14 protein-coding genes and 1 other RNA gene are annotated in these 19,334 nt (G+C 48.3%); 11 read left to right on the top strand and 4 right to left on the bottom strand.

The features are described from left to right. Positions 1–1,018 (top strand): porin (locus ACK5NH_RS06965; protein WP_416918660.1); only part of this gene is annotated, 1,018 nt, incomplete at its 5' end. 203 nt (positions 1,019–1,221) lie between these two features. Here ACK5NH_RS06965 and ACK5NH_RS06960 read toward each other — a convergent pair. After that, on the bottom strand, positions 1,222–3,567 hold the full coding sequence (locus ACK5NH_RS06960; RefSeq protein ID WP_416918658.1) for a YgiQ family radical SAM protein: 2,346 nt from the start codon (positions 3,565–3,567) through the stop codon (positions 1,222–1,224). 212 nt (positions 3,568–3,779) lie between these two features. Next, on the bottom strand, positions 3,780–4,178 hold the full coding sequence (locus tag ACK5NH_RS06955) for an MAPEG family protein (RefSeq protein WP_416918656.1): 399 nt from the start codon (positions 4,176–4,178) through the stop codon (positions 3,780–3,782). A gap of 155 nt (positions 4,179–4,333) precedes the next feature. Here ACK5NH_RS06955 and ACK5NH_RS06950 point away from each other — a divergent pair, with 155 nt between their 5' ends. Further along, positions 4,334–5,554, top strand: coding sequence for a threonine/serine ThrE exporter family protein (locus tag ACK5NH_RS06950; protein WP_416918654.1), 1,221 nt, complete (start codon positions 4,334–4,336; stop codon positions 5,552–5,554). Between the two features lie 173 nt (positions 5,555–5,727). Continuing rightward, the gene (locus ACK5NH_RS06945; RefSeq protein WP_416918652.1) at positions 5,728–7,368 is read left to right on the top strand and encodes a hypothetical protein; all 1,641 of its coding nucleotides are present in this window, start codon (positions 5,728–5,730) and stop codon (positions 7,366–7,368) included. A gap of 60 nt (positions 7,369–7,428) precedes the next feature. On the opposite strand, the gene ACK5NH_RS06940 is transcribed toward ACK5NH_RS06945, so the two are convergent. Next, positions 7,429–7,899, bottom strand: coding sequence for a Fur family transcriptional regulator (locus ACK5NH_RS06940; protein WP_416918650.1), 471 nt, complete (start codon positions 7,897–7,899; stop codon positions 7,429–7,431). 251 nt (positions 7,900–8,150) lie between these two features. On the opposite strand from ACK5NH_RS06940, the gene ACK5NH_RS06935 reads away from it, so the two are divergent. From ACK5NH_RS06935 to ACK5NH_RS06900, 8 genes are all read left to right on the top strand, one after another. Continuing rightward, positions 8,151–10,397: a TonB-dependent receptor gene (locus ACK5NH_RS06935; protein WP_416918648.1), complete on the top strand. Its 2,247-nt coding sequence runs from the start codon at positions 8,151–8,153 to the stop codon at positions 10,395–10,397. 144 nt (positions 10,398–10,541) lie between these two features. Then, on the top strand, positions 10,542–11,036 hold the full coding sequence (locus ACK5NH_RS06930) for a hypothetical protein (RefSeq protein WP_416918646.1): 495 nt from the start codon (positions 10,542–10,544) through the stop codon (positions 11,034–11,036). A gap of 531 nt (positions 11,037–11,567) precedes the next feature. Continuing rightward, positions 11,568–12,512 (top strand): DmsE family decaheme c-type cytochrome, encoded by a 945-nt coding sequence (locus ACK5NH_RS06925; protein WP_416918644.1) that lies wholly within the window; start codon positions 11,568–11,570, stop codon positions 12,510–12,512. A 14-nt stretch (positions 12,513–12,526) separates the two neighbouring features. Further along, complete coding sequence (locus tag ACK5NH_RS06920; protein WP_416918642.1) at positions 12,527–14,530, top strand: MtrB/PioB family decaheme-associated outer membrane protein; 2,004 nt, start codon at positions 12,527–12,529, stop codon at positions 14,528–14,530. 19 nt (positions 14,531–14,549) lie between these two features. Further along, complete coding sequence (locus ACK5NH_RS06915) at positions 14,550–17,066, top strand: DMSO/selenate family reductase complex A subunit (protein WP_416918640.1); 2,517 nt, start codon at positions 14,550–14,552, stop codon at positions 17,064–17,066. Positions 17,067–17,079: 13 nt separating this feature from the next. After that, complete coding sequence (locus tag ACK5NH_RS06910) at positions 17,080–17,739, top strand: DMSO/selenate family reductase complex B subunit (protein WP_416918638.1); 660 nt, start codon at positions 17,080–17,082, stop codon at positions 17,737–17,739. 62 nt (positions 17,740–17,801) lie between these two features. Next, positions 17,802–18,467, top strand: a complete 666-nt coding sequence (locus ACK5NH_RS06905; RefSeq protein ID WP_416918636.1) for a TorD/DmsD family molecular chaperone — start codon at positions 17,802–17,804, stop codon at positions 18,465–18,467. Positions 18,468–18,496: 29 nt separating this feature from the next. After that, positions 18,497–18,946 (top strand): hypothetical protein, encoded by a 450-nt coding sequence (locus ACK5NH_RS06900; RefSeq protein WP_416918634.1) that lies wholly within the window; start codon positions 18,497–18,499, stop codon positions 18,944–18,946. A gap of 72 nt (positions 18,947–19,018) precedes the next feature. Here ACK5NH_RS06900 and rnpB read toward each other — a convergent pair. Continuing rightward, positions 19,019–19,334, bottom strand: an RNA gene (gene rnpB / locus ACK5NH_RS06895) — RNase P RNA component class A; the annotation flags it as partial.

The raw sequence follows: 19,334 nt of genomic DNA, 5'->3' as shown, positions 1-19,334 counted from the left end.
TCACGACACCTCAGTAATTGATGACTCTTCCCGAGTACGATTTAGTTTCGAACGCAGCGAGAAAAATGTCTGGACCGCCTTTGCCACCACAGAATGGGGCATCAATATGGTATCCAGCGATGATAGTTTAGTGATGCAAGGTGGCAAACTCGCCGCCGGAAAAACCGAAGACTTCCTCTATAACCGTTTAGGTTATGTCGGTATGTCGCACGATGAATGGGGTAGCCTAAGCTTTGGTAAGCAATGGGGCGCTTACTATGATGTCGCAGGCACAACGGATTTACCGAACGTCTTCGCTGGATATAGCGTCGGCGCCTACGCCTTTAGCGATGGGGGCTTAACCGGAACAGGCCGCGCCGACTCCGCGTTTATCTACCGTAATAGCTTTGGCCCAGTGCAAATCGCCCTGCAATACGCCGCCAAAACCAACGGTAATGTCACCTTAAAAAACGATGATGGCAGCGAAATGGCTAACTCTGAGCTCGATTTCGACAGCAGTTACGGTGCCAGCCTGACCTACTCACTCACCGACAAATTTAAACTGCTCGCTGGCTTTAACCGTGGCGACTTTGAAGGCCATCTTGGTAACACCCAAGTCGATGAAACCAACGAAATCGTCGGTATCGGCGCCATGTATGGTGACTACTACCACTATGCAGATAACCGCGAAGCCAGTGGTCTCTACGTCGGCTTTAACGCCCATCAGAGTAAGAACAATGAGCTGGTCGGCGGCGATCTCTACGATGCCACTGGTGCCGAGTTGATGACGGCCTACCAATTCGATAATGGCTTTGTGCCTATGATTGTCCTCAGCTATTTGGACTTAGATACAGATGCCAGCACGCCCATCCAAGGCAAATGGACCCGCCAATTCGCCATGCTTGGCCTGCACTACCGTTACAGTAATGACACTGTGATGTTTGCCGAAATGAAGTTAGATTTCAGCAGCATGGATGATCCAGCACTCGAAGCACAGGAAGATAATGGCTTTGCGGTAGGGATTAACTACTTCTTTTAGGAATGGAAAGTCTTCATCAGGCTCTCCCGTACATTGAGGGATAGTGGCTCACGTTCCTCATATCCGTGGGCCCATTTGAGACTGAGGTGCGGCGCACGTTCCGTCTACAAACGCTCGCCACACACTCATTGGATGGTACCGCTGGTTTACCATCATCTCTGCGCCACTCCAAATAGGTTTACTGGAGTGGCTTTTTTTCGCCGTTATTTTGCGTGTTGACGGCCTGAAGAGGCCTTATTTCCGCGGCCTTGGTGCCCAGCCTTACCCTGCTCAGATTTTCCCTTAAAGCCCGACTGACCAAAAGGGGCCTTAGCTCCCGGACGGCTGGTCTTAGGCTGCTGGCCTTGCGTTGCATTCGCCCCAGACTTAGGCCCCTTAGGCTTGCTTGTGCTCGATTTGCCCTTGGCATCACCTTTGCCCTTACGCTCATCGAACTGATTACCCGAGAAGCGCGTCAGCGCTTTTTGCCCTTGGTTAGCATCCTTCATCCATTTCGGACCACGTTCGTTGCGCCCTTCAGGTGGAACGAGGTGATTCGGGCTGTTACCAATCAAATCTTCACGCCCCATGGCAATCAAGCCTTCACGGATGATAGGCCAACCCGCTGGGTCGTGGTAACGCAGCAGCGCCTTATGCAGGCGGCGTTGGCGGCCCTTCTTCGGCACTGGTACCACTTCACTGCTGTGCTTCACGTTTTTCAACGAGTTCAACTCAGTGTGATAAATGGTCGTCGCATTCGCCATCGGCGATGGATAGAAGTTTTGCACTTGATCGAGCTTAAACTTACGCTCCTTCAACCAGAGCGCGAGGTTAAGCATATCCTCGTCGGTCGTTCCCGGATGCGCCGAAATAAAATAAGGGATCAAGAACTGTTCTTTACCCGCTTCCTTGGAAAACTTATCGAACAGCTCTTTAAACTTATCGTAGGCGCCCATGCCGGGTTTCATCATCTTGCTGAGCGGCCCTTCTTCGGTATGCTCAGGGGCAATTTTCAAATAGCCGCCCACATGGTGCTGGACCAACTCTTTAACATAGGCCGGATCTTCAATCGCTAAGTCGTAACGCACACCAGAAGCAATCAAGATTTTCTTAATGCCGGGCACGGCACGAGCGGCGCGGTACAAGTCGATAGTATGTTTATGATCTGTGCCTAAGTGGCCGCAAATCGATGGATACACACAGGATAAGCGTCGACAGGTTTTCTCTGCTTTTTCACTGGTACAGCCGAGGCGATACATGTTGGCGGTGGGGCCGCCTAAATCGGAAATAACTCCAGTAAAACCGGGCACTTTATCCTGAATATCTTTAATTTCTTTGATAATCGATTCTTGCGAACGGCTCTGGATAATCCTGCCTTCATGCTCGGTAATCGAGCAGAATGAACAGCCGCCAAAGCAACCGCGCATGATGTTGATCGACGTTTTGATCATGTCATAGGCGGGGATTTTTTCCTTACCATAGGCAGGATGTGGCACCCTTTTATAGGGTAAATCGAATACGGCATCCATTTCGTCGGTATTGAGTGGCCAAGCCGGCGGGTTCACCCACACTCCACGGTCACCGTGGGGCTGGAACAACGCCCGCGCACAACCCGGGTTTTGCTCTTGGTGCAAAATCCGCGAGGCATGGGCGTATAAATATTTGTCCTCAGAGACCTTTTCAAAGGCTGGCAGCAGCACATAGGTTTTATCCCAAGGCTTAGGGCGTGGCGGCTGCACACTGATGGGTTTTGGCGCATCGTTATCGAAAATTTTAACATCCGATGGGCCTGATAAATTGGCACAGCCCACATCGTCGGCGCCATAGGGGTTCGGGATAGGATCGATCTTATGTAGTTGATCTATCTTACGCGAATCCATCCCACGCCACTCGGGCATAGGTTCTTTACGGATCACTGCCGTGCCACGCACATCCTGAATATCCCCAATGGCTTCACCCGCGGCTAAACGACGCGCTACTTCGGCCAGCGGACGCTCGGCGTTGCCGTACATCAAGATGTCGGCTTTGGCATCGAAAATCACGCTGCGGCGGACTTTGTCCGACCAATAATCATAGTGCGCAATACGGCGCAGACTCGCCTCGATGCCGCCAATGATCACAGGCACATCTTTAAAGGCTTCTTTACAACGCTGGGTATAAACAGTCACAGCGCGGTCGGGGCGCTTACCGCCCACATCGCCAGGGGTGTAGGCATCATCACTGCGAATACGACGGTCGGCGGTGTAACGGTTGATCATCGAATCCATATTGCCGGCGGTGACGCCAAAAAACAGATTCGGACGACCTAGCTGCATAAAGGCATCTTTGCTCGACCAATCGGGCTGAGAAATAATCCCAACACGGTAGCCTTGGGCTTCTAACATGCGGCCAATTACCGCCATGCCAAAGCTTGGGTGGTCCACATAGGCATCGCCGGTGACAATAATAATGTCACAGCTGTCCCAGCCCAACTTCTCCATCTCCTTACGGGACATAGGTAAGAAAGGCGCTGTGCCAAAGCACTCGGCCCAATACTTGGGATGGCTAAACAGTGTGGATTCAACTTGCATCGATTTTGACCCAAAAGCGTAATGTCAAACAAAGGTGCTGGCAAAAACAGGCCGCACCGATTTAGGGACGCGGAGTATAGCAGGCAAACAGGGATAAGTGCGATTAAAAAAACAGCAGCCGAGGTGTTTTTCGGGGTATTTGCACGAATGTGCTCAATACCCCTAAAGTGGCTAGGGATATGGCTTAGATGGCCATTGCCCTATCCCTGCGGTTACAGACTTTGGGCAAAATGCACTAAGTTGACTAAGGCTAGGCTGATAGTGACCAACCAGGTGAGCAATACGCCCCAAAAACGGCCGAAATGATAACCGCCTTTTCCCTGAGTTAACCCTATCGCATGGAGCAAGCGCGCCACAATCCACACTGTGCCAAAACAATGCAAATAGAAATTAGCTAAGCCACTCGCCTCGGCCACCAGCATTAAAATCAATACGATGGGCGCATTCTCAATCAGATTCGCATGCACTCTACCCGCAAGCACCAAGGCATTGTTGCCGCCATCGCCGATACCTATCTTTTGGCTTCGTCTTAATTTCACCACTCGATAAGCCAGCGCTATTATCAACAACCCAGTCAAGCTGACGTAAAATCCTGTTACCATCAACGGCATAGCGATTCCCTTTTGATTAACATAACCGCGGTATACACCGCAAAAATTCAGCAATTTATTTGTATTAAGCTTAAAAGCCGTTAACCTTTTAGCGACAAGATAGGTTAATATGCGCGCGTAATCTCTTACAACTTTTTATACAGTGAATAGCCCGATTGGATAACGAACAGTTTCTCGAAAAGCGTAAATTTATCATTAAGCTAGGCAAGGCTTTACATAAGTTTGGCACACCCGCTTACCGTCTTGAAACCCATTTGCAAACCGTCTCACGTACGCTTGGAATCGAAGGTTATTTTTTAATCTCGCCGACCTCCATGACCTTCGTATTACAACACGATACCGATCAAGAATATAACCATGTTGCACGGGTTAAACCCGGCGAATTAGATTTAGGCTCCCTCGCCCGCACCGATGAACTGGTGGATGAACTGACTTCGGGCAAACGCACACTTAGCGAAGCCTTAGACAGGCTAGAGGAAATCGCCAATAAACCCAACCCCTACGGCCCGGCATTAACCTGTTTCTCCTTCGGCACCTCGGCGGCCGCCTTTGCGATGTTGATGGGCACGGGTTGGAACGATGTCTTTTGGTCAGGCTTGTTAGGATTGCTGGTCTATGGTTTTGTTTACCGCGCCGAGCGCTCGACCCGAATGGCAGAAGTGTTAGAGCCCTTCGCCACTATCGTTTGCGCCATTGCCGCCTGCGCCATTGCCCGCATCGACCCCAATATTAATATTCCTGTGGTGATCCTCTCCTCCATCATCATCTTTATTCCCGGCTTAGCCCTAACCTTAGGGCTGGCGGAACTGGCGGCACGCGACTTGATTTCGGGCACAGCGCGGATCATGGATGCCAGTATGTTGTTGTTTAAGTTGTACTTTGGCGCAGTATTGGGGATGGCGATTGGTAAAGCCTTCTTCGGTGAAGCCATTCATATCGAGCCTGAAGGCTTACCACGCTGGGCGATTTGGTCGGCGGTGCCGATTCTCTCGATGGCGCTGGTGTTTATCTTTAAAGCGCGGATGCAGGATTCGCCCTGGGGCGTACTGGCGGGAATAGTAGCCTTCTTCTCCGCCATGTTAGGCGGGCACTTTTTTGGGGATTCAGTGGGGATCTTCTTTGGGGCCTTGGCGGTAGGGGTTTACTCCAATCTTTATGCCCGTTGGATGAAGGCGCCAGCCTCAATTGCGCTACTGCAGGGTATCGTTATCTTGGTCCCCGGCAGTAAAACCTATATTGGCCTTAATGCACTGATCTCGGGTGAGACTATGCTTAACCAGGCCCATATTGGCTCGCAGATCTTTTTGATCTTTATGTCGCTTATTGCTGGATTGATTTTTGCCAACGTCGTAGTACCGCCAAGACGAACGCTATAACATCTCCCCCTAGGGCTGGCGCCAAGTCCAGCCCTATTCTTAACGCAACCTTAAGTAAAATCATAATCTTATTAAAATGTTTCCTTGACTAATGGCCACTTCCCGTGTGTTATTAAATTGTGAAGTGCAGCAGAGCCTTAAGCTGTTGCTACCCAGTTTACGGGAGTGGTTTTATGCAGAAGTTTACCCTGTATGCATCGATTCTGCCTTGTTGCCTCTGTGGTCTAGTCAGCCTAGCCAGAGCGGATGAGGCTGCCCCCAAAACGACTACCGATAAAACGCCAAAAAAGGTGAGTAAGATTGTGGTTGTAAGTAACCCCATCTTCGATGAATCCGACCCCGACGCATTTTTTATTCACCGCTGGGCAAACTATCTGCATATCAACACCAAGGAATATGTGGTTCGGGATAGGCTGACTTTTGGTGAAAACGATACTGTTACCCAAAAAGACCTCGACGAATCCCAACGCTTACTGCGCGCCGAACCTTATATTCGTGATGCAAAAGTCTATGTCAGTGAGAAAGATCCCGAAGCCGATGTCCACCCAGATGATGAGTCCATCGTTATCGAGACCTGGGATAACTGGTCATTGCTCCCCACCGCTAGTTTCAGCAGCTCGGGCGGTGACACCCGTTATTCCTTTGGCGTAAAAGAAGATAACCTCTTCGGTACTGGTATTCGCACCCGCTTAAAGTATCAATCGGACGAGTCCCGCACTGGCTATAAGTTTGCCTTCGAGGCGCCCATCAGCATTATCGACCACGGCATTGTCGCCGCCGAGTTTTACGATAATAGCGACGGCCAAGCTAAGCATGTGTATGTCAGTAAGCCCTTCTATTCATTGAATACTGAGACCATGTACTCGGCGGAGTTTTTGGATGATAGCCGCACCGATATCTTGCGGCAGAACGGCCAAGAGGTGAACGAGTTTGAACACACTGTCGACTATCTCAATCTGCAATATGGCTGGCTAATAAATAAGAATAACGAGCACTTATCGCGCTTTATCACCGGTTTTACCCAAGATAAACACGAGTTTGCCAATTCAGATGTGTACCCCAATTCTGAGTTACCGCAGGACAGGGATTTTATGTATCCCTGGGTCGCCTATGAGTTTATTCAGGACGACTTTCAGGTACTCAATAATGTGCACCTTATCCGTAATAACGAAGACTTTAACTTAGGTTGGCACCACTATATTCAACTCGGTATCGAAACCAATGACATAGGCGACAATAACCCCGTGGGTTACCACTTCAAATGGCAAACCACCCGTGGTTATAAGTTTGATGAACATTTATGGTTACTCGAAATGGGCGCCACCAGCACCTTAGGCTCCACCCAAAAAGAGACCTATCAAGCCAATGTTCAGGCCGAATACTTCTATCAAATCAATCCTAAATGGATAGCCTATGGCAAGGCGTGGGCGAGTTTGTCGAATAACACTTACCTCGACCTCACCGAAGGACTCGGCGATGAAACTGGGATACGCGGTTATCCCAACGAATATCAACAAGGGGATAATCAATGGTTACTCACCGCCGAAATCCGTAATTATCCCAATATCAACCTATATCAATTAGCCGAACTCGGCTGGGCGGTTTTTGCCGATGTAGGCCAAGCTTCAGGCGGCCCGTTAGCGGTCAATAATGAGGTCAGCGGCCCACTTGCCAGTATTGGTATTGGCGCGCGGATTTATTCCTCACGTTCAAGCTACGGTAACGTTGCCCACATTGATCTCTCCGTGCCCTACACGGGGGGCGATTCGGTCAACAGTTGGGAATGGCGATTCTTAGTGAAGCGCAGCTTTTAATCCCGATAAATTGAATTGATTACAGCACATTACCAGCTAAAAACGGCGAACTCGATTGGCTCAAGCATGCTGAATATTAAGCTGCTGCCGACAATCATGACACCATCCCGCGAGCTCAAGCTGTGGGCTAGACAAGGTAAATTGTGCTTCATTCACATTCTGCTGTAGTTGTGCAACTAGCGCATCTGGCAATGCAATCTCAGTGACTTTTTGGCAAACATTGCAAATTAAAAATTGGCTGTGAATATGGTGATCACATATGTGATGACAGGCAATATACTTATTCACCGTCAATAGTTTATGCGCTAGTTGCTCCTGTACTAAAAAGTCCAACATCCGATAGATGGACATAATAGGCAAGCTCTCACCCGCGCTTTTTTTCAGCACATCGGCAATCTCGTAGGCCGATAAAGGCAAATCATGCTCCTGCAACACAGTAAGCACCATTTTGCGCTTAGTCGTTAAATTGATTCCCTTTTCTTTGCACTTTTGAACCACCTCACGCAATAGTTCAGTCTTTTTTTCCGTCATAGCACAGCCAATTTTTGAAATGAGCAAACCAGTACAGTCTAACTGATACACCCGCCCGAATGACAACTTTTGCGTCGCTTCCTTTCTATATACAAAACACCATACCAATAACCATTTACAATCAGTAACTTAAATATCTGTTATTGATCTCACCCAAACCAAAATGATACGTTACAACATATCACATCAATTTAATCGTGATACAACTTCATCCATCGACCTTAACCTTTAAACGGAAAGACCCCCATAAAATGAAATACCCTCAATACCTTCTGCTGTTAGGTGCTGGCACTCTGTCTGTCGCCGCCGAACCTATTGAACGTATCAACGTCACAGGTAACCCCCTTGAAAAACCCTTAAGCCAAAAGATACAAGCCAGTAAGATCGAGCTCAGCGGTACAGAGCTCAATAAGCGCAAAGCCGACACCTTAGGGGAAACTTTGAGCCAATTACCGGGTATAGACAGCGGCTTTTTTGGTAGCGCCGCTGGCAGGCCACAAATTCGCGGCTTCGGCGGCCATAGAGTACAAACATTACTCAATGGCATCCCGGTTGAAGACATGTCATCGGTAAGTGAGGAACAGTTCATCCCCGTTGAACCCTTTCTTGCCGACAGCATCAATGTGATTAAGGGACCAACGGCTGTTATCGCCTATGGTGGACAAGCCATGGCAGGGATTGTCGATCTTCAAGATGGGCGTATTCCACTCAGCCCAATTAGTGGGTTTAATAGTCGAGCAGAAGTAAAAACGGGCTATAACGCCACTAGCACTGCATTAGCAAAACTTGCTGGCGGGAATGAGTCATTTAACTTTAATCTCAATATGATCAATAAAGATCGTGGCGATTACGACATTCCCGGACACACTAAAGACAGCAACTGCAAACAATGGTCTGAAGTCGTCGGTGCAGCACAATTTGCTGATCAATGCCAAATCCAATATGGGCAACCCGTCTGGCAATGGAATGAGCTACTTAAGCGCTACGAAGATGCAACGCCCATAGAGCAACAGATCATCACCGACCGCTCAATAGATAATGATGGTACCGTACTCAACAGTAGCCACCACACCACTTCATTATCGGCGGGGGGCAGCTATACAAGTCAAAATCGTCTCCTCGGCCTCGCCTATGGATATACGGACACCAATCGCGGTATTCCCGGATTTATGCGCCGTGGCACCAGTGCTCCTGTCGATTTCAATCTACGCGGAAATATCCGCATTCTCTCCCAAGGAAATCGTGTCGATATGAAATATATCGAACACTGGGATAACAACTGGCTAGAATCGCTAAATCTCGATACAGCCTACTCTCATCAAGTCGATGACGAGCAAATGGCTGGCGTATCAGTAAACCAATTCGAACTCACTTCATGGGTAATTTCCCCTAAGCTGTACCACAACTGGTCATCGAACTTTGATGGGGTTTTAGGCTTACAGTACGATGCAAGAGCCTATGAGGGAGAGGGGTACGACAATTATATGCCTAAGGTCGATAGCCAAAGTTATGCTGCCTACACTCTGCAAACCTTACACTTAGGCCCTGTCACCTTTGAACTCGGCGGCCGTTATGATGCGATAAAACACCAGGCTAACTCCGAAGGTTATCACACAGGGCGCGGCTTGGGAGCCAATATCAAAGATAGGAATTTTTATCTCCAGAGCTATTCTGGCTCAATGCAATGGGACATATTACAAAACTGGTCAACACGGGTGAATTACGTTCACGCCGAGCGAGCTCCCGAGATGAACGAGCTGTATGCCAGCAATCCGCATTACGCTCTATTGATTGAAGAACAAGGCAATTCAAACCTCAATAAGGAAGTAAATCGTTCACTCGAACTGAATACCACGGCCCAAATTGCCGACTTACAACTGATGGCAAGCTGGTATCAAAACCAATTCGATGATTTTATTTATCTTGGCGGTACCGGCATTAATCGTGGTGGCACCTATGTGCGCGAATGGCGCCAAGCTGATACCAACAATCAAGGATTGGAAGTGCAAGCGGTATATACCTTTCCTTGGCAAACATGGGGAATTTTTGAACTCAGCGCCTTTACCGACAGAGTAAAAAATACACCAAGATATCAATATGATGGTAGCTATCATATTTTCAACAGCCGTCCACCATTACCCGGTGAGCGCGAGGAGTATTTCCGCCGCGCCTTAGAAGGCTCATCAATGCCACGTACGCCGCAATCTAAAACGGGGGCCGAACTCAATTGGCAATACAATGCACTCATGGTGTCAATTGACTATGTTCGTTATCACTCACAAAACGATGTTGCCAAATTTGAAAGACCCTCAGAGTCCTACTCACTACTTGGAGCAAATATCATGGTAGATCAGGTTATTGCGAACATTCCGACTCAGTTCTATTTAAGTCTGGATAATCTCACCGATGAGGATGCTCGTCCCCATAACAGCTTCATCAGACATTTATCACCTACGCCAGGTCGTTCGGCTGCCATCGGCGTAAGGATTCAGTTCTAACTCACTCACCTTCAAGGTCAAATGGCCTTGAAGGTTTCTTTGTTCGACGACCATTTGTCTCGCAGTTTAGCCACATAGTACTTGCGAGTTATCGCTAAAGATCATAGCGTTATTTCGATACTCTATCGAATATTAGGGATTAGAATGAAAAACTTCAGCGCTGGTCTTAACAACTTTTGGGTGGGACTATTCACGGGGATCATGCTGCCGATTATTATCGTCGCGGTGTTGTTGTATGCCACAGTCGATAAACTCACCGGACTCATAGAAGACACCGCTATCGCCCCTTTAATTAGTCGCAGCGAACAGACCTTCGACAAAGTCGATAATCTGTTGCTCAACTTAGATGATAAGGTCGACGATGCGAATTTAAAAGACTTAGCATTATTAGCCCCGTTAAAAAACGCGCAATTGTTCCCTGAGCTGCAGGCTCTAGGCAGCGGTGTCGCCAACCTTAAACAAACTGTCACAGATATCGATAAACAAGCTGTATTGGCAAACCTGCAGGAAAAGCTGCAAGCTTCACTGGCAAGCAAATTTCCAGAGGATAAAGCAAAAGAACTCGCTGATAATCTCATCAGTATTGCCCAAGTACTTGCCAGTCAGTCCTCAAACAACACACCGCTAACAGTACAATAACCCATTCAATAATACTTCGACGTACTTTAATAGCTCCTAATTAAAATGGTTACTTTAGGGTAATCATTTTAATTATAAAAATATCAAAACTTCCAAAAATATCAGCATCAGCTTAAAAATATTTTACGCATCAACTGCTAAATTTCTTAATTTTAGAATTTAAAAAATCTTAAAACTTGAAAAAATAAATCAAGAACTCCCCAATAAACTCTTATTTTTGTGATATCGAACAATTTTACTAATTCGCTACAAAAACAACAAAGCACACTATCGAAACTTTTATTTAACCAAAAATGCAATCATTTTAAAAATGATACTCGCTATGCTGTGTTTAAAGGGGAAATAACATCATACAATTGAGAATCAATTACCACTTCATGTGACAAAGCCTATATTACCGCCCATTTTCTGTACCAGCTCCAACTTTTCAAACAAGCCTTTCACATGCCTTATTTAAGCGAATTTCCAAGAGTAACATTTACAAGGATGAATAACTCCAATCAAACACACCTTAAATAAAAGGCAGCTAATATGAGATGGCATAAAATAAAACGCTGGATAATAGGAGCGAGTACATTACTTTTATTATCTCCCTCAGTAATAGCAGAAAAGGCCCAGAGCAGTGAGCAACTTGAAAAGCTATTAGAACAAAAGTTTACCGCGGGTCAATATTCTTCCAAAGGTGCTGACACCTGCCTAATGTGCCATAAGAAAAATGACAAAGTGATGGCGATTTTCGATGGCAAGCATGGTGACATGAGCCACTCCAATTCCCCGATGGCGGGATTGCAGTGCGAATCCTGTCACGGCCCCTTGGGGAACCATAACAAAGGTGGCAAAGAGCCAATGATCACCTTTGGTCAGGACAGCAAGTTATCCGCCCCGACTCAAAATACCGTGTGCTTAGGTTGCCACCAAAATACTGCGAAAACAGGTTGGCATAATAGTTTGCATAATCTTGAGGAAATCGCCTGTGCATCCTGCCACCAGGTACATGCAGCTAAAGACCCTATCTTAGATAAACAACAAGTTAACCAAACCTGTACCTCATGTCATACCCGCGAAAAGGCGGATATGAACAAACGCTCATCCCATCCATTGAAGTGGGACCAAATGACATGTGTCGATTGCCATGCCCCCCACGATTCATCGAATGAGAGTGCCCTCAAAAAAGCCACGGTAAATGACACTTGTTATAGCTGTCATGCCGAAAAACGCGGCCCCTTCCTCTGGGAGCATGCGCCCGTCACCGAAAACTGCTCAACCTGCCACAACCCTCACGGCAGTGTGAATGAAGCTTTGGTTAAACAACGTGTACCGCAGTTATGTCAGCAGTGCCATGCCGACGATGGTCATGCGAGCCGCGTGGTAAATCAACCAAACACCAATGCCTTTGGCGCTGGCATGGGTTGCTTGAATTGCCATAGCCAAATCCACGGCTCCAACCACCCTGCTGGCAGCAATTTTGCGCGTTGATTAAGGAGTCTGAGATGAAGTTTAAATTGAATTTAATCACCATTGGACTGCTTGCCGCAGCCACGGGCGTCAATGCGGCAGACTTTTCGGTTAAGCAAGCCAATACCAACAAGGTCAACACCAGCGCCTATCAATGTAAGTCCTGCACAGTGAAGCAGGGCTACCAAGGCGAAGTCAATGCCAATGTCGGCTGGGCAAACAGTGACGATATCCACTCGGGTAACAGCTTTGGCGACAGTGATGCGGGCTGGCGTGGCAGTGTCGGTGGCGATGTGAGTTATCGGCAGGGTGAATACCAAGCAGCGATGCAAGCCGATGAACTCGGTTCGGACAACGGTTATCTGCACCTCGAAGCCGCCAAGAACAATCTGGGCGGCATCCAACTCGATTACAGCATGATGACTCGTTATGACGCCACTGCCCAAACCCAGTTATGGCATAACAATGGGTTGCTGCTACCCGACAGTCGCACCCGCTCCCTTGACCTTGAATTACAGCGTGAAAAAGTCGGTATCGGCCTTGAGGGTGAGTTAGATACGCTGCTTAACGGCCTCAAGGGCTATATCAACTATGACCACGAGGATAAAACCGGCAATCGTCGCAGCAGTTTATTAGCCAACTCAGGACCAATGAACTTTGCCTTACCCGTCGATGCAACCACTCAAAATATCAATGCCGGTATCAGCATCGACCAAGATCAATGGCAGAGCGAACTGGCCTATAACGGTAGTTATTACCGTAACCACATTAATCACTTAAGTCTGCCCTATGCCGACAATGTGTATGCAGCTACCCCAGATAACGATGCCCATCAAGTCTCGTTAACGGGCCAATACCTACTCGGCACAAACGTGATTAATGGTCGCCTCGCGACTGGCCGAATGATTCAGGATGACAATCTTATCCAAGTCAGCGGCAATCCCCTGCAAAGCTGGGACGGTGAAGTGGAGACCTTAGACGCGCGTATCGGCTTTAGCAGTATGCTGAGTCCCCGCTGGCGCCTGAATGGTCAACTGGATTACAGCGACCGCGATAATAAAAGCTCTACCTGGGATTTTGCCCAATTTGAAGTGGACAACGTCAGTGGTGCCTTCAAGCAAAACGTGGCGATGGACATTCAGCGCACCAACTTCAAACTGCAGAGTAGCTACCGTTTCAACAGTGACTATCGCTTACTTGGCGGTTTTGATTACAAAGCGGTTGAACGTAACTATACCGAACGTGAAGAAACGGAAGACAGTGCGCTGTGGGCCAAGCTGAATATCCGCGCCATCCCTAAAACTGTGGTAGACCTTAAAGCCAGTTACGAAACCCGTGATGGCTCAACCTACGACAGTCTAGAAGCGACCTCCATCGAAGAAAACCCGCTGCTACGCAAGTTTTACCTTGCGGACAGAAACCGTAATGGGCTCGAACTCAGTGTTAACCATACTCCCCTGCAATGGCTAACGGTTGATTTCGATGCCCATTACAACAACGACGACTACGATAACACCGCTATCGGCTTAACTGAGGTGAAGGATTACGGTTACAACGTACAACTCAGTGCCCAGCTCTCTAACAAACTCAACGTTTTTGCTAGCGCAGGGCAACAGTGGATTGAGTCTGACATGGCAGGTAGTCAAGCCTATTCCTCCCCAGATTGGTACACCAATGTCGACGATGAGTTTATCGATCTCAACATCGGTTTCACCTACGACGGACTGATGGATGACCGCTTAAGCATTGGTGGCAATTACCAATTTGCTAACTCCACAAGTGACACCCTAATCACCACGACCATTAACCAGCCTTACGGCGATTACTACTCCTACAGCCACAACCTTGAGCTGTATGGCCGTTATGCCCTGAATGACCGCATGGGACTGAAGCTGAGTTATCAGTACGAACGTTACTACGACACTGACTACGCAGAAGTCAGTACCTATGCCGTCCCGGGATTAGTGACCTTGGGTGAGCTTAACCATAACTACAACGCGCATCTGCTGATGTTGACCTTCAGCTACATGCTGCCTTGATTTAACAGAGGTGAAGAGAATGGAACGTAGAAGTTTTTTAAAGATGAGTGCCGCATTAAGTGCAGCGGCGGCTGTCACGGGTTGTGACTCCAGCTCGAGTGATGTCAATGTGGTACCACCAACGCCTCCAGTAACTGACGGTGAGGTCCAAACCTGGTCATCCTGCCTTGTTAACTGTGGCTCTAACTGTCCGATCAAGGTATTCACTAAGGATGGTGTGATCACCCGCGTTGAAGCCGACAATGAAACCACTGACGAATATGGTTATAACCACCAGATCCGTGCTTGTGCACGTGGACGCTCACTCAGACAACGCACCTATGCTGCAGATCGCTTAAAAACGCCAATGAAGCGCGTAGGTAAACGCGGCGAAGGCAAATTTGTGCCTATTACTTGGGATGAGGCAGCCTCAACTATTGCCAGTGAACTGCAACGTATTACTGCCGAATACACCAACCGTTCGATTTTAAAACTCTACGGTTCAGGTGCTTATTACGGTTTTTCCAGCTCAAACTGCTTTAACCGCATCCTGAACCTAAACGGCGGCTTCCTGAATATTTATGGTAACTATTCTTGGGCGCAACAAATTGAAGCCGCGGCGGCCACTTGGGGCGGTAGCTCAACCAACGGCAGCTCTATGGTCTGCGTCGCCGACAGCGATCTGTTTTTAGGCATTGGTTATAACCCTAGCGAAATGCGCCAAAGCGGTTCGGGCGAAGGTTACGATTACCTCCAAGCGATTCAAAATAACCCGAGCATTGAAGTCATCATGGTCGACCCAAGATATACCGACTCCATGGCGGGTAAGGAAGATCATTGGTATCCAATACGTCCTGGCACAGATGCCGCGTTTGCAGAAGCCATTGCCTATGAAATGATTTCTTCAGGCTGGGTCGATGCCAACTCCAAAGCCTTCCTAGATAACTATTGCGTCGGTTATGACCAGGCTTCACTCGAAAAAACCAAAGCCGAGTTCGAAGCATCGGGCGATGCGACAAAACTGGAATACGCCAAGTTTATCGATGTCGAAGAAAACTATCGCGATTATATCCTAGGCGTAGGTAAGTTCACCGAGGCCAAAACACCGGGTTGGGCGTCGGCCATTTGTGGAATTTCGGAAGCTAGCATCAAAGCTATCGCTCAAAAAATCATGAATGCCAAGGCACCATATATCATCATCGGTGCTGGTGTTAACCGCCATGCGAACGGCGAACAGGCGATGCGCGCTTGCTATATGCTGCCCTTCTTAACTGGCAAGGTGGGACAGCCTGGAGTCAACAACGGCGCCCTGCCAGTACAAGGCAGCATGAGCAAATCTAGCCTATCTGGCTTGTCTAATCCGATTAAAGAATCCATTTCCTTCTTCACCTTCTCTGAAGCCATCGAGCGCGGCGCAGAGATGACTGCCCGCAAAGATGGCGTAAGAGGTATGGCCGATTTAGACACGCCATTAGGTCAGAATATTAAGGCCATTTTCGCCATTAACTCTAACTCACTCATCAACCAACATGCCGACTCTAACGGTACTTCGAAAATTTTGGAGGACGATACTAAGTGTGAACTGATCGTGGTGGCTGATTGCTGGATGACACCTTCGGCACGTTATGCCGACATTCTCCTGCCAGATACCAGTTGGTTAGAGTCGAATGACCTAGTCGATGGCAGCTATGCCACAGGTCTTATGGGCTACTTAGTCGCGATGAAGGCGGCGGTGAAGCCAATGTGGGAATGTAAGTCCATGTATGACATGTGCGGCTTAATCGCTGAAAAAATGGGTGTTTATCAACAATACTCTGAAGGCAAAGATGAAACTGCATGGCTAAATCAACTCTATGCCGGCACCTTGACTGCACCTTCAAGCGCGAACGCCATTCCCGCACTGCCAAGCAGCTATGAAGAAGCTCAAAAAATTGGGGTATTCCGCGCCTTCAATGGTACTAAACGCATCGCCTTAGACAGCTATATCAATGGCGGTAAAGCCCTTGGTACACCTACCGGAAAAATCGAATTCTACTCACTCGATTTTGCGCAAAAAGCAGCAGAATGGGAGTTCGATGCAAGCGTCAAAGGCAACTACATCACCGCATTACCCAAATACCAACCAACATGGGAAGGCTATGAGGATGCCGACACCATTGAGACTTACCCACTGCAATTAATGGGTTATCACACTAAGGGCCGTACTCACTCTAGCTATCACAACGTGGCTTGGCTACGTGAAGCGGTTGAAGACGCGGTCTGGATGAACCCAATAGATGCAAATGCACGTGGCTTATCACAGGGAGATACGGTCCATGTATGGAGCCAGCGTGGCACCATTGAAATCCCCGTGCGTATCACCCCAAGGGTTGCGCCTGGCGTGGCTGCTCTGGGTCAAGGCGCTTGGTATACCCCAGATCCATCGGGCAGAGTCGGTCCATCCGGCCATGTAATTGATATTGGGGGCTGCATCAACACGCTTACTCGCTACCAACCTAGCCCTGCCGCCAAAGGTAACCCACAACACACTAACCGCGTGCAGATTGCTAAGGCTTAAGAGGTAAATACAAATGACACAAGAAACACAATATGGTTTTTACTTTGACAGCAGAAAATGTACTGGATGTAAGGCGTGCCATATCGCCTGTAAAGACCGAATGACAGGTCTTATTCGTGCAAATGATGGCAATGGTAGCGTTGCCAATCTTCCAGGGGTGCTGTGGCGCCGCGTCACCGAATACGGTGGTGGCAACTGGAGCCAAAATGCCGATGGAAGTTTTGAGCAAAACGTTTTTGCATATTACACATCAATAGGTTGTAACCATTGCAGCGAACCCGTTTGCGTTAAAGCCTGTCCTACTGGTGCCATGCATAAACGTAAAGATAACGGCTTAGTGTTAGTGGAGTCATCGATTTGTATCGGCTGTGGCAGCTGTGCTAGAGCCTGTCCCTATGACGCGCCGCAGCTAGATACTCAGCGTAAAGTCATGACCAAGTGTGATGGTTGTTATGACAGACTCGTCGATGGCAAAAAACCGATTTGCGTCAATGCCTGCCCATTACGGGCACTCGATTTTGACACAATGGAAAACCTAAAAGCCAAATATGGTGAGGGTGACGGACACATTGCGCCGCTGCCATCGTCATCTATCACCGCTCCCAATCTGATTGTCAAAAAGAACCCTAATGCACAATCGGGTGGACAAGTGCTGAATTGGTCTGAAATTTAAGTCATAGGATTGATGAGGGGGTACTGTGCCCCTCATTCTTTCTGCCTGATACGAGAAAAATTATGTCAAAGATAAACGCGGATGATTACCTGACATGGGGAGCTATCGCTAAGGTTCTGCATAATATTTTATATACCTACCCAGAAGCTCCCTTAATCGACAGTTTTAAGCAGGATGAACTCCACATCAGCTGGCCGCAGCTTGTGGATTCTGAATATGAAAAACAGGGGCGAACCTATCTAGGCAGTTATTTAAACCACTGGCAAAACACAGAGACGCAACTGACCGAATTAAAGGTAGATTACGGACAATTGTTTTTTGGCCCAAGCGACCCTAAAGCGGCGCCTTGGGGGTCTGTTTATACAGGGGAAGAGCAATCATTAAATGGTGACTCGACGCAAAAACTCATGGCCTTCTATAAAGCCCAAAATATCCAAGTCACACTGCCTAGAAACGAACCCATAGATCATATCGGCCTGATTCTGCTGACATTAGAATATTTATTTACCCAATTAGCGGCCACGCCCGAAGACAAAAATACTCTCGGGACCTGCACGCTTCTATTGCAACAGCATCTACAGCCCTGGGCGGATCGTTGCCTCGAATTAGCGGAACAACATGCCGAAACCACATTCTATAAAGGGATCGCCATCCTCAGCAGGGTTTATCTCGCGCATGTGTCGCAGCGACTCGGGATCATAAACCAGCAAGCCAAACTCTTTCGTTAACAAAGGATTGATAAGGTGATGAGTCAACTATGAGCATTATCCACTCCATTGCCCATCAATGGGATAAAGCAGAATTTGCCCATCAACTGGAACAGTACCTTGCGCCCAATCGTGATGCGATGCGGCTCTTTGTCGGCGCCACCCGCAGCCAAACGGTATGCCACTTGATTGCGGCCATGGGAGAATTGCCGCCCAAATCAGAGGAAGGTGACTTTAATATCACCTTACCCTTGCTGCTCGATGTGTTACTGCAACGTTTTTTGCTGCTCTATGTGAAAGAGGTACAACACCAGAGCCTCACCCAGGGTGAGCAGCTCATCGTCTCGCTGACTGAGCTCATCGCCCAACAGGCCAAACAACAGGACGAACAGGATGCAGAGGTCCTGAGCAAGAGTCATATCATACTCTCGGCCATGGAAAAGCTTGAAAAACACCGAACCCAATTGCGCCGCCAACGCTCGAATATGGGACGCAGCTAACTCATATCGTTTACCATCTAGTCCAAATAAAAAGCCCGTTTACCTAAAAGATAAACGGGCTTTTTACTGAATTTAATGAGTTGGCCGATAAGCCGGGTCCTGTCTTGGACAGTCATTCATCTAGGCCTGCAATCGCTCGCAGGCTCAAGCGACCTACCCGGTTCCAACGCGAGCCACGCCATACGGAACCCTATTTGGTCTTGCTTCGGGTGGAGTTTACCTTGCTACGGACTATTGCTAGCCGCACGGTGCGCTCTTACCGCACCCTTTCACCCTTACCACCTTAGCCGAGGCTATGATGGCGGTCTCCTCTCTGTTGCACTTGTCGTCGGTTCGCACCGCCCAGGCGTTACCTGGCACCCCGCTCTTTGAAGCCCGGACTTTCCTC

The sequence above is a fragment of the Shewanella sp. genome, from assembly GCF_047975355.1.
Lineage (GTDB): Bacteria > Pseudomonadota > Gammaproteobacteria > Enterobacterales > Shewanellaceae > Shewanella.
Note: the sequence above shows the minus strand (reverse complement) of the source record. Positions and strands in the feature narration are given on the sequence as shown.

Excerpts from the sequence above, each read along its gene's own strand:
- ACK5NH_RS06925 (WP_416918644.1), top strand. The coding sequence starts at position 11,568 with ATGAGATGGCATAAAATAAAACGCTGGATAATAGGAGCGAGTACATTA.
- ACK5NH_RS06910 (WP_416918638.1), top strand. The coding sequence starts at position 17,080 with ATGACACAAGAAACACAATATGGTTTTTACTTTGACAGCAGAAAATGT.
- ACK5NH_RS06920 (WP_416918642.1), top strand. The coding sequence starts at position 12,527 with ATGAAGTTTAAATTGAATTTAATCACCATTGGACTGCTTGCCGCAGCC.
- ACK5NH_RS06915 (WP_416918640.1), top strand. The coding sequence starts at position 14,550 with ATGGAACGTAGAAGTTTTTTAAAGATGAGTGCCGCATTAAGTGCAGCG.
- ACK5NH_RS06955 (WP_416918656.1), bottom strand. The coding sequence starts at position 4,178 with ATGCCGTTGATGGTAACAGGATTTTACGTCAGCTTGACTGGGTTGTTG.
- ACK5NH_RS06930 (WP_416918646.1), top strand. The coding sequence starts at position 10,542 with ATGAAAAACTTCAGCGCTGGTCTTAACAACTTTTGGGTGGGACTATTC.
- ACK5NH_RS06945 (WP_416918652.1), top strand. The coding sequence starts at position 5,728 with ATGCAGAAGTTTACCCTGTATGCATCGATTCTGCCTTGTTGCCTCTGT.
- ACK5NH_RS06935 (WP_416918648.1), top strand. The coding sequence starts at position 8,151 with ATGAAATACCCTCAATACCTTCTGCTGTTAGGTGCTGGCACTCTGTCT.
- ACK5NH_RS06960 (WP_416918658.1), bottom strand. The coding sequence starts at position 3,567 with ATGCAAGTTGAATCCACACTGTTTAGCCATCCCAAGTATTGGGCCGAG.
- ACK5NH_RS06900 (WP_416918634.1), top strand. The coding sequence starts at position 18,497 with ATGAGCATTATCCACTCCATTGCCCATCAATGGGATAAAGCAGAATTT.
- ACK5NH_RS06905 (WP_416918636.1), top strand. The coding sequence starts at position 17,802 with ATGTCAAAGATAAACGCGGATGATTACCTGACATGGGGAGCTATCGCT.
- ACK5NH_RS06940 (WP_416918650.1), bottom strand. The coding sequence starts at position 7,899 with ATGACGGAAAAAAAGACTGAACTATTGCGTGAGGTGGTTCAAAAGTGC.